This is a genomic window from Halorubrum sp. CSM-61 (genome assembly GCF_003781945.1).
Classification (GTDB): Archaea; Halobacteriota; Halobacteria; order Halobacteriales; family Haloferacaceae; genus Halorubrum.
Window position 1 is genome coordinate 314,866 of record NZ_RJJW01000002.1, and the last position, 14,939, is coordinate 329,804.

General features: G+C 69.8%; 15 protein-coding genes and 1 pseudogene. 8 read left to right on the forward strand and 8 right to left on the reverse strand.

The window, feature by feature from the left end:
- The first annotated feature begins 48 nt into the window (after positions 1-48).
- The gene (locus tag EDM04_RS18435) at positions 49-201 is read left to right on the forward strand and encodes a hypothetical protein (protein ID WP_164471082.1); all 153 of its coding nucleotides are present in this window, start codon (positions 49-51) and stop codon (positions 199-201) included.
- A gap of 75 nt (positions 202-276) precedes the next feature.
- Complete coding sequence (locus tag EDM04_RS04580; protein ID WP_123619973.1) at positions 277-549, forward strand: GIY-YIG nuclease family protein; 273 nt, start codon at positions 277-279, stop codon at positions 547-549.
- 21 nt (positions 550-570) lie between these two features.
- Here the strand turns inward: EDM04_RS04580 and hisG are convergent, their stop codons facing one another.
- On the reverse strand, positions 571-1,461 hold the full coding sequence (gene hisG / locus EDM04_RS04585) for an ATP phosphoribosyltransferase (protein WP_123619974.1): 891 nt from the start codon (positions 1,459-1,461) through the stop codon (positions 571-573).
- A 481-nt stretch (positions 1,462-1,942) separates the two neighbouring features.
- On the opposite strand from hisG, the pseudogene EDM04_RS04590 reads away from it, so the two are divergent.
- Positions 1,943-2,608: pseudogene (locus EDM04_RS04590) on the forward strand (RNA-guided endonuclease TnpB family protein); the annotation flags it as partial.
- Between the two features lie 47 nt (positions 2,609-2,655).
- Here EDM04_RS04590 and EDM04_RS04595 read toward each other — a convergent pair.
- The 4 genes from EDM04_RS04595 to EDM04_RS04610 form a co-directional block, all read right to left on the reverse strand.
- Complete coding sequence (locus EDM04_RS04595; protein ID WP_123619975.1) at positions 2,656-3,198, reverse strand: KH domain-containing protein; 543 nt, start codon at positions 3,196-3,198, stop codon at positions 2,656-2,658.
- A 102-nt stretch (positions 3,199-3,300) separates the two neighbouring features.
- The gene (gene rio1 / locus EDM04_RS04600; RefSeq protein WP_123619976.1) at positions 3,301-4,275 is read right to left on the reverse strand and encodes a serine/threonine-protein kinase Rio1; all 975 of its coding nucleotides are present in this window, start codon (positions 4,273-4,275) and stop codon (positions 3,301-3,303) included.
- 73 nt (positions 4,276-4,348) lie between these two features.
- Positions 4,349-4,903, reverse strand: a complete 555-nt coding sequence (hjc, locus tag EDM04_RS04605; protein ID WP_123619977.1) for a Holliday junction resolvase Hjc — start codon at positions 4,901-4,903, stop codon at positions 4,349-4,351.
- A gap of 81 nt (positions 4,904-4,984) precedes the next feature.
- Positions 4,985-5,524 carry an NADPH-dependent FMN reductase gene (locus EDM04_RS04610; RefSeq protein WP_123619978.1) on the reverse strand — a complete coding sequence of 180 codons (540 nt, stop codon included), beginning with the start codon at positions 5,522-5,524 and terminating at the stop codon, positions 4,985-4,987.
- Between the two features lie 757 nt (positions 5,525-6,281).
- On the opposite strand from EDM04_RS04610, the gene EDM04_RS04615 reads away from it, so the two are divergent.
- The 3 genes from EDM04_RS04615 (at position 6,282) to EDM04_RS04625 (ending at position 8,994) form a co-directional block, all read left to right on the forward strand.
- Positions 6,282-7,682, forward strand: a complete 1,401-nt coding sequence (locus tag EDM04_RS04615; RefSeq protein ID WP_123619979.1) for a phosphoglucomutase/phosphomannomutase family protein — start codon at positions 6,282-6,284, stop codon at positions 7,680-7,682.
- Between the two features lie 141 nt (positions 7,683-7,823).
- Positions 7,824-8,189, forward strand: a complete 366-nt coding sequence (locus EDM04_RS04620) for a hypothetical protein (protein WP_123619980.1) — start codon at positions 7,824-7,826, stop codon at positions 8,187-8,189.
- 61 nt (positions 8,190-8,250) lie between these two features.
- Positions 8,251-8,994 (forward strand): DNA polymerase sliding clamp, encoded by a 744-nt coding sequence (locus tag EDM04_RS04625; protein WP_123619981.1) that lies wholly within the window; start codon positions 8,251-8,253, stop codon positions 8,992-8,994.
- Positions 8,995-9,050: 56 nt separating this feature from the next.
- Here EDM04_RS04625 and EDM04_RS04630 read toward each other — a convergent pair whose 3' ends face one another.
- From EDM04_RS04630 to EDM04_RS04640, 3 genes are all read right to left on the reverse strand, one after another.
- On the reverse strand, positions 9,051-10,874 hold the full coding sequence (locus tag EDM04_RS04630; RefSeq protein WP_123619982.1) for a histidine kinase N-terminal 7TM domain-containing protein: 1,824 nt from the start codon (positions 10,872-10,874) through the stop codon (positions 9,051-9,053).
- Positions 10,875-10,933: 59 nt separating this feature from the next.
- On the reverse strand, positions 10,934-12,361 hold the full coding sequence (locus tag EDM04_RS04635; protein WP_123619983.1) for an MFS transporter: 1,428 nt from the start codon (positions 12,359-12,361) through the stop codon (positions 10,934-10,936).
- A 75-nt stretch (positions 12,362-12,436) separates the two neighbouring features.
- Positions 12,437-13,030, reverse strand: coding sequence for a hypothetical protein (locus tag EDM04_RS04640; RefSeq protein WP_123619984.1), 594 nt, complete (start codon positions 13,028-13,030; stop codon positions 12,437-12,439).
- A gap of 131 nt (positions 13,031-13,161) precedes the next feature.
- On the opposite strand from EDM04_RS04640, the gene mdh reads away from it, so the two are divergent.
- Both mdh and EDM04_RS04650 read left to right on the forward strand, forming a co-directional pair.
- Complete coding sequence (gene mdh, locus EDM04_RS04645; protein WP_123619985.1) at positions 13,162-14,076, forward strand: malate dehydrogenase; 915 nt, start codon at positions 13,162-13,164, stop codon at positions 14,074-14,076.
- A gap of 559 nt (positions 14,077-14,635) precedes the next feature.
- Positions 14,636-14,908 (forward strand): glutaredoxin family protein, encoded by a 273-nt coding sequence (locus EDM04_RS04650; protein ID WP_123619986.1) that lies wholly within the window; start codon positions 14,636-14,638, stop codon positions 14,906-14,908.
- Positions 14,909-14,939: the final 31 nt, after the last annotated feature.

Genomic DNA, 14,939 nt, shown 5'->3' on the forward strand with positions numbered 1-14,939 from the left:
TTGTTCGTCGAACGCCTACGATCGGTCGCCGGTGAAAGCCGGTACCAAATGCCACGATGTGACCACTGCGGGTCGCACGTCTCGGACCGTTTCGCGCGCGTGTTCGCAGACGAGCACGGCGACCTGAACGCCTGTCCGGACTGCTCCGCGAACGCCGGGATCGCCGAGGTCTCCCGGGACCGCGCCGGCACCGGAGACTGACGCGCCGATCCCGCCGCGAAGCCGAGCGCGAGCGAGACCGGCAGCTATTCGTTTCCGTCGCGCCGAGCCGGTGGCGTGTCGACGCCGAGTCGGGAGTCGTCCCACTACGTGTACGTCATCGAGTGCGCCGACGGCACGCTCTACACCGGCTACACCACCGACGTGGAGCGGCGCGTCGCCGAGCACGACGCCGGCGAGGGCGCCAAGTACACCCGCGGGCGGACCCCGGTGACCCTGCGCCACGTCGAGTCGTTCGAGTCGCGGTCGGCGGCGATGTCCCGCGAACACGCGATCAAATCTCTGTCGCGCGCCGAGAAGGAGGCGCTCATCGAGACCGACCGCGACTGAGACTCCGGTTCCCCCTCGTCCCTACTCGACGAGCCGCTCGATCTCGGTGACGAGGATGCCGGTCGCGCCGACCGCCTTCAGCTCCGAGATCGTCGCGAACACGTCGCGCTCCTCGACGACGGCGTGGACCGCGACCATGCCGTTGCCGTCCTCGTCGGCCTCGACGTCCATCACGGTCGGCCCGCCGAGCCCGGGGATCACCTCTTTCACCTCGTCGAGCCGCTCTTTCGGGGCGTTCATCATCAGGTACCGGCGCCCGTCGGCCGCGAGCACGGACTCGAAGGCGGTCAGCACCTGCGTCACCTTCGGGTCGTCGACCACGTCCGAGCGCGCGAACAGCCGCACGGAGGAGTCGAGCACGTCGTCGATGACGGCCAAGCGGTTCACCTTCAGCGTCGTCCCCGTGGAGGTGATGTCGACGATGGCGTCGGCCATGTCGACGTGGGGAGTGAGCTCCGTCGCGCCCGTCACGGTGACCACGTCGGCGTCGACCCCCACCCGGTCGAGGTAGTCGCGGGTGACCGCCGGGAACTCGGTGGCGACCGTGCCGCCGGCGAGGTCCCCGACGACCGAGATGTCGCCGTCCTCCGGCGCCGCGAGGACGAGCTTACAGGAGCCGTACCCCAGATCGAGAAGGTCGACGAGGTCGTCGTCACCCGCCTCGCTCGCGGAGTCGGCGACGCCGCCGGACTCCGCGGCCTGATCGAGACCCGTGATCCCGACGTCCGCCGCGCCGTCGCGGACGTACTCGGGGATGTCGGCCGCGCGAGCGAAGAGGATCGACACGTCGGGGTCGACGGTGTCGGCGTACAGCTGGCGGTCGGCGGTCTCCTCGACGTGGAGCCCCGCGCGCTCTAACAGCGAGAGCGTCGGATCGTGTAAGCGGCCCTTGTTGGGGACGGCGATGCGCATACGGAGAGCCTCGCGGGGAGGCGGGGAAACGTTTTCGTCCGGGGAGCGGCGGGGAGCAGCGACGCGGACACGCGAACCGACGAATGCGGTGGCGCGCGCCTCCGAGCACCCTTTGGGTGCGAGGAGCGCCGCGCGAGGGAGTCGCTGGCGCCATCGGCGCCAGCGACAAGGCTGGGGAGGCGTGAGGCTGCGGTCCCGCGGGCGACCGACAGGAGTGAGCGGGAGCGTGGAAGTCGCAGCCCGCGCAGCGAACGGAGTGAGCGAGCAGGACCAGGGCGAGACCTCCGGTCTCGCTTGCTCACGCGGTGAAACCGCGTGACCGTCTTCCAGTGGTGCTGTGCGGGGCTGGGTGGGACTCAAAGGGGCCGCCGGTTTCAAGCAGAGCTTCGCTCTCGCCCCGCCGCGAGGGCGAAGCCTGACGACCTAAGTATCGCAAGGAGTGAGCGAAGCGAACGACTGAGCAACGCAACGAGTCACGCGAGTCGTCGCCTGTTCCACGACTACTGGGAACCAGTACCTCTACGACGGACGGGAGTTGTTCGGACGGTTCCGCGAGACGACCGACGAAATCGCCCGCCTACAGTCGAAACTCCGAGAGGGTCGCTACTCCTCAAATCGGATTCGACGGCTGTACCGACAGCGGACGAAACGGCGTGACCACGCACAGAACGCGTTGGTGCGCGATCTCGTTGAACGGCTGTACGACGAGGGCGTGGCGACGGTGTACGTGGGCGACCTGACAGACGTGCTGGAAACGCACTGGTCGGTCAGGGTGAACGGGAAGACGCACAACTTCTGGGCGTTCAAGAAGTTCATCCACCGTCTCGCGTGTGTCTGTGAGGAGTACGGCATCAGCCTTGAAGCCGAGTCGGAAGCGTGGACGAGTCAGACGTGTCCCGAGTGTGGCGACCACGAGAAGACGGTTCGCCACGAGGATACGCTGACGTGTCCATGTGGCTTCGAGGGGCACGCCGACCTCACGGCGTCAGAGACGTTCCTTCGAGAAAACAGCGATACCGAAATCAGGCCGATGGCACGGCCCGTGCGATTCGAGTGGGACGACCACGACCGGTCGGGGAAACCACACCCTCACGAAAGTCCCAAAGAAGTGCGCACGAACCCGCAAGTTGCCTCCGTGGGTCGGTAGCCGAACCCCCAACGGAGGAATCCTCGCGTTTTAGCGCGGGGAGGATGTCAATGCGGCGCGTTGAAGCTCACGTCGTCGTCGAGCTCGTTCGACATGCGCTCCAAGTACGAGTACACCGCGCCGTGCGGGGCCCCGTCCAACAGCATCCCGACCGCCCGCCGAACCACTTCCAGCTCCTCGGGCTGACCGACGGCGCCCACGGTCGAGCCGTAGACGACGACGTTCGCGCCCGACAGCTCCTCGATCAGCTCCCGCGTGCGACCGTTCTCGCCGATGATCCGGCCCTTCTTGCGCTGGAGGTCGTTGTCGTTGCGGGTGTGCTCCGAGAGGTCGATCAGGTCGAGCGTCCGGAGGTCGTGGTCGAGGATCGACAGCGCCGTCTCCGGCTTGAACCCCCGCCCGATCGCCTTGATGATGTCCGGGGCCACCAGCGCGGCGACCGGGTCGTCGCGCTCCTCGATGGCGACGCTGCCCGACTCCGAGTCGATGTCGAGCCGCACGTTCGCCCGCTCCTCGATCTCCCGCATCGTCTCGCCGCCGGCGCCGATGACGACGCCGATCCGGTCCTGCGGAACCGTCACGTGTTGCATACCACGAGTTACCGTCGGAGCCTTTTAAGCGTGTTCCGCCGCGGGAGGTGTGTGGCCGCGTGACGGTGGTCTTCGGAGGATTCAGAGCGATTTCACCGCGATCTACTTCTCCGACTCCCCGCTCGGCTCCGGGTCCGACCCTCCGTCCGCTCCCGGCTCCCCGCTCGGCTCCGGTTCCGGCTCCGTCACGTACGCGCGGAGGTCGTCGGGGTCGACGTCGATCCCCTCCCGCGTGAAGAAGGTCGCCACGTTCTCGCAGTCCCGCTCTAAGAACTCCCCCGCGTTCGGGTGGTGCACCGTCACCGCCTGCCCCAGATCGATGATCACCAGCTCGCCCTCGTGGATGATCATGTTGTACTCGGAGAGGTCGCCGTGGATCAGCCCGGCGCGGTAGAGCCGGCGCATGTACTCGCGGACGACCTCGTAGGCGGTCTCGGGGTTCTCGACGTCGACCTCGTTCAGCCGCCGGGCGCGGTCCTCGGCGTGTCCCACGAGCTCCATCACGAGGACGTTTCGCTGGACCGCGATCGGCTCGGGAACCCGCACGCCGGCCTTGCGCGCGCGTTTGAGGTTCGCGAACTCCTTGCGGGTCCACGCCAGCACGACCGCCTTCTTGTCGCTCGCGATCCCCTCGAAGCGCGGGTCGCCCTCGAGGTACTCGCGCATGTGCCGGAAGTTCGAGGAGTTGATCCGGTACACCTTCACCGCGACCTCGCGCTCCGGCGTGACGCCCTCGGGACCGCCGCCCGCGGCTTCCGACCCCGGCTCCGGCCGCTCGCCCGCCTGCCCGCCGAGCGCCTCGAAGACGCTCGCCTCCTTCCCGGTGGACACCGGCCCGCCGAAGGCGTCGATATACCCGTCTTGGACGAGTTTATAAAGGGCCGCCAGCGTCGCGTCGTCGAACACCGACTCCTGGAGTTTGAACTGCTCGGTGTCTTTGATCCGCTTGCGGAACTCGTCGAACTCCCGGTCCTGTCGGCGGGCGATCCGGTCCGCCTCCGTGTCGGAGACGTCCAGCTGTTCCCACTCGTCGCCGGGCTGATCGTCGGGTTCGAGCAGGACGAACTCCTCGCTCATTCGCCTCGACGTTCGACGCCGCGAGGGATAAGCGAGGGGGTCTCCGCGCGCCGAACGCCCGTCTCGCCGCGGGTCATAACACGTCGAGCGCGTCCTCGACCGGCATGTGCCCCTCTCGCACCGCCTCCAGTATCTCCCGGCGCTCCTCCGCCTCGGGGTCGACTCCGTCCCCCGCGCCCTCACCGCCGCCGTCGCCGACCTCGCCGAGCGTCACCTTCTCGGTCTCGCCGACGAACTCGGGGAAGTCGGTCCCCTCCGCGAGCGCTTTCTCCTTTTTCACCCGGTAGGACCCGGCGTCAGTGGTGTACAGGTCGCCGGGGTGGAAGAAGTACCAGTCCTCGCGGTCGAACCGGACCGCGATCCGCGCCTTCGCGCCGAAGTTCCGCGCGAAGAAGAGGAGCGCCTCCACCTCCTCGCCGGTGAGGTAGATCGGGTCGCCCGCGCTCGACTTCGCCTCGATCGCGTAGAACGTGTCGCCGTCGCCCGCGAGCACGTCGGGGAGCTCCCGCTCCGTCGCGGCGCCGCTGGCCGGGGCGCGCATCACGGCGAACCCAGCGTCGTCGAGGGCGTTCACCAGCTCCCGCTCGCGGCGGTCGCCCTTCCGGTTAGCGGACACGGTCGTCGTCACCCGGTTCGGTCATGGGCGTCGTAGAGGGGAGTCGTTCAAAAGCGCGGCGGGTCGCGGCAGCCGACCCGCCTCGGTCCCTGATCACTTCCGCAGCCGCTCCGCGTGCTCGACGACGACGCGCGCCAGCGTCTCCGTGCGCCGCCGGACGTCGTCGTCGACGATCGCCGGGTTCTCTCCCGTCTCGACTGCCCGCGACGCCCCCTCTATGCCGACCTCGTGGGGCACCGTCCACGCGTGGACGTTCCGGAACGTCGACCGGAGGTGTTCGAGCGTCCCGCCGTACGAGCCCCCGCCGGCGGTCGCGAGCAGCCCCACGGCGGTGTTCGCGTACTCGTCAGAGCCGCAGAAGTCGTGGAAGTTCTTGAACGTCGAGGAGTAGGAGCCGCGATAGACCGGGCTGCCGGCGAGGACGCCGTCGGCCTCGCGGACGCGCCGCGTCAGCGCCTCGCTGTCGCCCTGTACGTCCTCGTCCGGGTGGTACAGCGGGAGGTCGACCGCGCCCAGATCGATCAGGTCGGTCTCGGCGCCGGCGTCTCCCGCGGCGTCGAGCGCGACCGACAGCGCGGCCCGGGTAGTGCTCGCCTCCCGACGGCTGCCGGAGATGGCGACGATTCGGGTCATACGCCGGGTTCGAGGCGAGGCGACAAAAAACGCGGGCGATAGCTTGTACGTATCTGACAGTGGAGCGACGGTGAACGCTCCCGGAGTCCGAGCCGCTCGCTTATAAGTGGTTACTCACGGCGGATCGACGGTGAACACCTCCAAAGCCCCAGCCGCTGCGGGCGCCGCACGCTCGCTGTCGTTCGAAAGGCGCAGAGCGCCTTTCGTGATGACGAGAGAGCTTTGCTCTCTCGAACCACGCTCCTCACTCGGTCGCTCACGGCGTTCGCTCCCTCGTTGCGGTGTCGCCGGCGGCGAAGCCGCCGGCTGCCCGTGGCGCTACGCGCCACGCTGCTTACGTCGTCATCAGAACGCTTTGCGTTCTGATTGGCTCACGAGAGCGGAGCTCTCGTGAACGCCTGCGCCGCCCGCAGCGGCTGCCCCTTTGAGTCCCGCCCCGCCCGCACCGCAACCGCACCTCACGCCTCCCCAGCCTCGCCGCTCGCGCTTAAAAGCGCTCGCGGCGTCCCTCGCACCGGCGTCGCCGGCGGCGCTGCCGCCGGCTGACAGAGGGACCTTCGGTCCCTCGCTGTTCGCGGCCTGACGGCCGCTCACCGGGGCGCAGGGAGGCGCGACGCGCCTCTTGCAGCCGGCGGCGAAGCCGCCGGCGACGCCACCGCCGTTCATTTATAAATCGCAATCGACGCCTCGCTCCTCCACCCTTCGCGACCGGGAGGGGACACCGGGCATTATTGTCCCCGCCGCCGACGTGGCCGACATGGACGAGATTGCCTTCGGCACGGACGGGTGGCGAGCCACCCTCGACACCTTCACCGACGAGCGCGTGCGTATCGTGGGGCAGGCGGTCGCCGATCACCTCGCGGCGGCGGGACGCGACGAGCCGGTCGCGGTCGGCTACGACGCCCGCGAGACCTCGGAGGGGTTCGCCGAGAGCCTCGCCGAGGTGCTCGCCGGCAACGGCTTCGACGTGCTCCTCCCCGAGCGCGACGCGCCGACGCCCGTGATCGCGCACGCCATCGTCGACCGCGGACTGGCGGGCGCGTGCATGGTCACGGCCTCGCACAATCCTCCCGAGTACAACGGCGTGAAGTTCATCCCGGACGACGGCGCGCCCGCGCTCCCCGGAGTGACGGAGGACATCGTCGACCGGCTCGCGGAGCCCGACCTCCTCCCCGAGGCCGAGCGCGGCGAGATCTCGCGAGTCGATCTGGTGAGCGACCACGCCGCCGCGGCCCGCGAGGTCGTCGGCACCGCGACAGGCGGCGAGGGGGTCGACCTCGACGGCCTCACGGTCGCGTACGACGCGATGCACGGGAGCGGACGGGGGGTCACCGACGCCCTCCTCGAGTCCGCGGGGGCCGAGGTCGTCCGCCTGCGCTGCGACCGCGACGTGACCTTCGGCGGGGGCTCCCCCGAGCCGTCGGCCGAGCACCTCGAGGAACTGACCGCCCGCGTGACCGACCCCGACAGCGACGTTGACCTGGGGATCGCCAACGACGGCGACGCCGACCGGATCGCGGTCGTCACGCCCGAGCGCGGCGTACTCAACGCGAACCTCTTCTACGCCGCCTGCTACGACCGGCTCTTGGAACACGACTCCGGACCCGCCGTCCGCACCGTCTCCACCACGTTCCTCGTCGACCGCATCGCGGAGGCGCACGGCGAGGCGGTGTACGAGACCCCGGTCGGCTTCAAGTGGGTCGCCGAGGCGATGGGAGACCACGACGCGCTGTTCGGCGGCGAGGAGTCGGGCGGGTTCACCCTCCGCGGCCACGTCCGCGAGAAGGACGGCGTGCTGATGGCGCTGCTCGCGGCGGGTACCCACGCCGCGGAGCCGTTCGACGACCGGGTCGATCGCCTGCTCGACGAGCACGGGGAGATCGCCTCCGGGCGCGTGTCGCTCGACTGTCCCGACGCCCGCAAAGCGGGGGTTCTCGACGAACTCGAAGCGCACATCCCCGAGTCGGTCGCCGGCCACGGCGTCGCGAAGGTGGTCACCCTCGACGGCTTCAAGCTCCTCTTGGAGAACGGCTCGTGGCTGCTCGTCCGGCCCTCGGGAACGGAGCCGAAGCTCCGGGTGTACGCGGAGGCCGACTCCGAGGCGGCGGTCGACGACCTCCTCGCCGAGGGACGCGAGATCGTCGAACCGCTGATCTGAACCCCGAGCGACACCGCCGTCCCCCTCCGAGAGCGCACCCCGTCTCCGACGACTTTCAGTTCCGCTTTGCATTCGGCTCAAATACTTATGAATTAACCTCGTATCGTCGCGTGCGGTCGACCAGTCGGCCGCAGCCGTTCCATGTACGACGAGATCCCCGCACCCCCGACGACGGACGTATCGAGCGACGATCGGAGCGGCGAGCAGAGCGCGAACCCCGAACCGGCCCCTACCCGGAGCGATCGGGAACCCGATCGTGTCGGCGCCGATCGAGACGGACCCGACCGATCCGAATCCGACCGTCCCCGCGACGGCGTCGATCCTCCCGCGGAGGTGGCCCGCGATCGATCGGAATCCGATCGGTCGGAACGCGATCGGAGCGAAAGCGACGGGGACGACGACGAGTGCGGTCCGGAGTCGGCCGAATACCGGCTCGAACGCCTCCGATTGTGGCGAACCGTGGTCACGCTCGCGGTCGTCGTCGCCCGGCTGATCCGGTCGCTTTGAGCGTTTCCGTGCCGGTCCGATCGGGTGCCTTTTTAGGTGATACCGCCCTAGCCGAACGTATATGTTCAAGGCCATCGTGGGCGCGTCGACGCTACAGGACGCGCTCGATTCGGTGAGCGTGTTGGTCGACGAGTGCAAGATCCGCCTCAACGAGGAGGAGCTCTCCATCCGGGCCGTCGACCCCGCCAACGTCGGCATGGTCGACCTCACCCTCGAGGCCGCCGCGTTCGAGTCCTACGAGGCCGACGGCGGCGTCATCGGCGTCAACCTCGCCCGCCTCGAAGACATCGCCGGCATGGCCAACTCCGGCGACCTGATCCACCTCGAACTCGACGAGGAGACCCGCAAGCTCCACATCGAGATCGACGGCCTGAGCTACACCCTCGCGCTCATCGACCCCGACTCAATCCGGCAGGAGCCGGACATCCCCGACCTCGATCTCGCCTCCGAGATCGTCGTCGAGGGCGCCCAGATCGACCGCGGGATCAAGGCCGCCGACATGGTCTCCGACCACATCCGGCTGCGCGTCGACGAGACCGACGAGGCGTTCTTCATCGAGGCCGAGGGCGACACCGACGACGTCGACCTGCGGCTCGCCCGCGAGGACCTCATCGCGCTCACCGCCGGCCCCGCCGACTCGCTGTTCAGCCTCGACTACCTCAAGGACATGAACAAGGCGATCCCCTCCGACGCCGAGGTCACCATCGAGCTCGGCGAGGAGTTCCCCGTCAAGCTCCACTACGGCTTCGCCGAGGGGCTCGGACATGTGACATTTATGCTAGCCCCTCGCATTCAGAGCGACTAAGGCGTTCGAATACGGCGCTTTTATAGATGTCATAGATCGATTTTTTTTCTCCCGACTCACGCCTCCTCCACGACCGGGATCGACACCGTCACCCGCGTCCCGCGCGGTTCGCGGTCGGCGTAGTCGACCTCGGCGCCGATCGCCGCGGCGCCCCACTCGACGACCCAGAGCCCGAGCCCCGAGCCGTGTTCGAGCGCGGTCTCCCGGCCGGACTCGACCGCCTCGACCTCGTGATCGGGGATGCCCGGGCCGTCGTCCTCGACGGTGAGGACGGATCGGGGACCGTCGCTCGCGTCGCCTGCACTCCTCGCGTCGTCTGCGTCGGCCTCCCTCTCGCTCTCTCGCCGCAGCGACGCCCGCACCCACGCTCCCCCGTCCCCCCGCTCGCTCCCCTCGCCGTCGTGGTGGTCGAGCGCGTTCTCCACGGTGTTCTCGACGATCGCCCGGAGCGCGTCCTCCCTGATGCGCGTGGTCCACTCGCCGTCGGCGAGGTCCTCTGCGACCAAGTCGACGGTCGCGTCGGGGTCGCGCTCTCGCGCGTCGGCGACCGCGGACGCGACGACCTCGTCGACCGCAACGGTGCTCGCGTCGACGTCGGAGACGAGGCGCTCGACGGTGCCGGCCTTCTCGCCGAGCGCGGCCAGTGCGCCGGCGCGGCGCTCGATCGCGTCGGCCATCCGGACCAGTTCGTCGTCGTCGAGGCGATCGCGGAGGATCTCGCCGTAGCCGTGAACGACGCCGGCGTCGTTCCGGAGGTTGTGGCGTAAGATCCGGTTGAGAACCTCCAGCTGCTGGCGACGGCGCTCGCGCTCCGTGATGTCCGAGAGGACGACCGTGTACCCGACGTGGGTCCCGTTCGGATCGGTCAGCCGCGAGGTCGACACCGCGTAGGTGCGCCGACCGGTCCCGGCCGCCGAGTCGACCTCGACCATCTCGCGGGAGCCGCCGGCGGGGTCCGCGCCGTCGGACTCCGACTCCGTTTCCGCGTCGCCGACGCGGACCGGCAGGTCGAGGAAGTCGGCGAGCGGGCGGTCGCGCGCGGTCTCGGCGTCGACGCCCAGAACCGGCTCGGCGGCGGGGTTGAGCCGGACGACGCGTCGGTCGAGCGCGAGCGCGACGATGGGGTCCGCGAGGTCGTCGATCGCGGTGCGCTCGGCCGCGCGGCTGGTCGTCGGGTTGCGGTCGAACATCTCCGCGCGGTCGAACGCGTACGCGTCGAGCAGCACGTGCGGGACGAACATGATCGGCGCGAGCTGGAGCTGCGGCACCGGGCCGAGCTCCAGCGCCCACGCGACGAGCGCGAGACCGGGCGGCAGCGAGCTCAGCGCGACCGCAGCGCTCTCCCGGCGGTAGAGGGGGCCGTAGCTGAGCAGGGTGTCGACCAGCAGGAAGACGGCGCTGGCGACGAGCACGGTCTCGACGGCCACGACGAGGTACGCCCACGGGCCGAACGCGTACGAGACGGTCTCGACGCCGAAGACGGGGTCGAATCCGAACCCGGTCCAGAACGCCCCGTGGAGGGGGTTCGTGGCGACGAGCGCGGTCGAGAGGAGGCCGAAGCCGACGATCGCCGCGAAGGGGCGGCTCCGGACCACGTCGCTCCGTCCCGTGTACTCCAGCGCGAAGCCGAGGAAGGCGATCCCGGTCCAGACGATCCCGAGCCACATCGTCGTCTCCAGCGCCGCCCGAAGCGCCGGGTCCGTGACGAGCAGCCCGACCCCGTAGGAGAGGCACCACGTCGCCTGCGCGGCGAACACCCCGAGGAACCAGTCGACGCCGGGGCGACCTCGGCGTTCGCGGATCGCCAGCGCGAGGCCGAGCGCCCCCGCCCCGCCGGCGATCGAACCGACGGCGGGCCACGCGGGGACGGCGTCGAGCATGTGTCGGTCAGGTGGGCGACCCGCGAGGTAAAACTATCGCGCTGCGACGGTTCGCTCCCTCAGTCCGCCGACCGTCCGGAGCCCGCCGACCGCCCGAACGCGACCGCGACGGGGACGAGGAGGAGCGCCCCGGCGAGGAACGGCGACGCGACGGCGACGGTATAGAGGACCGCCATCAGGGGCGGGCCGACGGTCCGCCCGAGGCTCGACGCGCCCTGCGTCACCCCGAAGGCGGCCCCCTGCTCCGCGTCGCCGGCGGAGGTCGAGACGAGCGTCGCCAGCGAGACGTTCACGAGGGCGTTCCCGAGCGAGAGCATCGCGAGCGCGGCGAGCAGCGCGACGAGTGGGAGCGTGAGCCACGCCGGGCCGCCGACGGCGACGCCGCCGGCCGCCCGGTCGACGAGCCCGGTCGCGGGGATCCCGACGAGTGCGGCCGCGAGCACGACCGACCCGGCCGCGACGAGCGTCCGCGAGGGGACGACCCGCGAGAGCCGGCCGACGAGCACCCCCTGATTTACCGCGCCGAGGACGCCGACGTAGGTGAGGAGGAACGCCGCCGCCGTGGCGTCGTAGCCGAACGCGTCGGCGACGAACGGGATGAACATCACCTGAACGCCCGCGAACGCGACGGCGACGACGAAGTACGCGACCGTCAGCGGCCGGAGCGCGGCCGAGGCGAGCGCGTCGCGGAACTGGCCGACCGCGGTCGTGCGCCGCCCGCCGGCCTCCGCTTCTCCCGCCGTCGGGCGCGTCCGAGTCGGCTCTTCGAGGAAGACGAACCCGACGGCGACGGCGAGGAAGCTCATCCCCGCCGCCGCGAAGCTCGGGAGCGAGTAGGCGGTGGCCGGGACGAACGACGGGAGGAGAGCGTCGGCGCGGGCGACCACGGGGTCGGCGGCGAGCAGGCCGCCGATCGCCGGCCCGAAGACGAATCCGAGGCCGAACGCGGCCCCGATGAGCCCGAGCGCGCCCGCCCGCCGGTCCCGAGGCGTGATGTCGGCGACGTACGCCTGCGCGGCGGCGATGTTGCCGCCCATCGCCCCGGCGAGGGTTCGGGAACCGAACAGCGTCGCCAGCGCCGCGACGGTCCCGAAGCGCGCCCCCGCCTCACCGGCGTAGCCGAACGTCGTCCACGCGACCCCGGCGGCCGCGAGCGACGCGAGCAGGACGGGTCGGCGCCCGATCCGGTCCGAGAGCCGGCCGAGCGTGGGCGCCGCGAGGAACTGCGCGAGGGAGTACGACGCCGCGAGCAGGCCGATGAAGGCGTCGCTGACGCCGAACGATCTGACGTAAAAGGGGAGGATCGGGATCACGATCCCGAAGCCGACCAGGTCGATGAAGACGACGCCGATCACCACGGCGAGCGCGCGCCGCGGATTGGCGACGGCCGGGGGTCTCGGGGGGTCGTCGCCGTCGCCGACGCGGTCATCGTCGACGCCCTCGCTCGCGTCTCCGAACGACGCCGCGCCCGCCTCCGGATGTGTCACGATGGCGAAACGCCGCGCGGGGATTTAAAAATCAGGTGGACGCGGGAGGTCGCCGTGGTCGGTGGTCGCTCCGAGTTATAAATGCCGCTCGATGACGCGTTTCGCCGACTGTCCCTTCTCCTTCCAGCCGTACCCCTCGTCGTACACGTGGCGCTTGGCGTCGACGAGCTCCTCGGGCGTCGACTCCTCGAAGCCGCCGCGGTCCCACGCGCCGGACTCGCGGAGCCACTCGATCACGTTCTCGCGGGTCTCGGGCCACGAGAGCCCGACCATCTCGTACCACGCCACCATCGCGAAGACGGCGTTGTCGTGGCAGCCGGGGACGGAGCCGTGCTCGTAGACGGTCCGCATCGGGTCGCGGGTGGGCTCGGAGACGCGCTCCTTGAACTCCGCCGCCGTGAGCAGCCGGAGCCGGTCGCCGTCCTCGACGACCCGCTGTTCGCGTTCCAGGGCGTCGAGCGCGGCCTTGTGGAGGCCGCCCCACTCGCCGTGGACCGCCTCGCGGAGCGTCGACTCGGCCATCCCGTTCGGCTCGGCGGTGAGGACGGTGAGCAGATCCGTGTACGCCTTCTCGATGGTCGGCCAGCTCACGCCCTCGAAGTCGCAGTCGGCGTCGTGGAGGCTGTTGGTCGTCCGACAGCCGGGACACGGGTAGCGGAACGTCGGCACTGGATGGGTGTGTGCGGCCGCCGGAGTTAGAGCTTTCGCGACGGCTCGGCGGAAGCGACGCCCCGAAACCACACGGACGCTTCTGGGGTTCCGAAACGTTTACTCGCCGCCCGACCCCGAGTTCACACGGTATGACAAAAGTGAGCGTCATCGGTGCGGCGGGGACCGTCGGTGCCGCGGCCGGGTACAACCTCGCGCTGCGGGACGTGGTCGACGAGCTCGTCTTCGTCGACATCCCGGACCAGCGCGAGACGACGATCGGGCAGGCGGCCGACGCGAACCACGGCGTCGCCTACGACTCGAACACGACCGTCCGGCAGGGCGAGTACGAGGACACCGCCGGCTCGGACGTGGTCGTCATCACGGCCGGCATCCCGCGCAAGGAGGGCCAGACCCGGATCGACCTGGCCGGCGACAACGCGCCGATCATGGAGGACATCGGTTCGTCGCTCGCCGAGCACAACGACGACTTCGTCACCGTCACCACCTCCAACCCGGTGGACCTGCTCAACCGCCACCTGTACGAGGCGGGCGACCGCGACCGCCACAAGGTGGTCGGCTTCGGCGGTCGGCTCGACTCGGCGCGCTTCCGCTACGTCCTCTCGCAGCGCTTCGACGCGCCCGTGAGGAACGTCGAGGCGACGATCCTCGGCGAGCACGGCGACGCGCAGGCCCCCGTCTTCTCGAAGGTGCGCGTGAACGGACGCGACCCGAGCTTCGGCGCCGACGAGAAGGAGGCGATCCTCGAAGACCTGCAGGAGTCCGCGATGGACGTGATCAGCCGCAAGGGCGCCACGCAGTGGGGTCCCGCCACCGGCGTCGCGCACACCGTCGAAGCGATCGTGAACGACACCGGCGAGGTGCTCCCCTGCTCGGTCGTGCTCGACGGCGAGTTCGGCCACGAGGACACTGCCTTCGGCGTGCCCGCGAAGCTCGGCTCGAACGGCGTCGAGGAGGTCGTCGAGTGGGACCTCGACGAGTACGAGTCGGAGCTGCTCGACGAGGCCGCCGACAAGCTCTCCGAGCAGTACGAGAAGATCGCTTAAGAAACGACTCGGCCGGATCCGCCGCTGGCAACGTTCGATCTCAACGCCCCGATTTCTGTGACGCTGGCCGGAGTTCGAGACAGCGATGCGCACTCTACTTATAACTGATGTGCGGTGGCGCGCGCCTCCGAGCGGCTGCCCTCGGCAGCCGTGAGGAGCGCCGCGCGAGGGAGTCGGCCGGCGCTTATAAGCGCCGGCCGACGAGGCTGGGGAGGCGTGAGGTGCGGTTGCGGTGTGGTCGGGCGGGACTCAAAGGGGCAGCCGCTGCGGGCGGCGCAGGCGATGCAAGCACTGGAGGGAGCGAGCAACGCGAGCGACTGAAGCGCGCAGCGAGCGTGCGCCGCCCGCAGCGGCTGGGGCTTTGGAGGTCTTGACCGCGGAATCATCGATCACGTAGTACCGAGCGGCTGGGGCTTTGGAGGTCTTGACCGTCGATCGGCTGTTAGCAACTTATAAGCGAGCGGCTGGGGCTTTGGCGGTGTTCACCACACCACCGGTACATTGACCACGTCTCCGACCGATCGAAAGCGACTCGGCCTCGACGACCCACCCGTCACGCATGAGCGAGCCGGACGCCTCTGAGGCCGTCCCCGTCACGGTGTACACCCGCGAGGACTGTTCGCTGTGCGAGGTCGCCCGCGAGACGATCGAGGAGGTCGCCGCCGACCTCGACGTGGCGATCGACCTCGACATGGTCGACGTCGACGAGGACCCCGAACTGGCCGAGGAGTACGGCGAGCGCGTCCCCTACGTGCTCGTCGACGGCCACCCCGCGTTCAAGTACGAGGTCGACGAGCGCGACCTGCGGCTGAAGCTGTTGGCGGCGTCCTGATCGACTTTTAAGAGAACTCGAAAACCGCCCC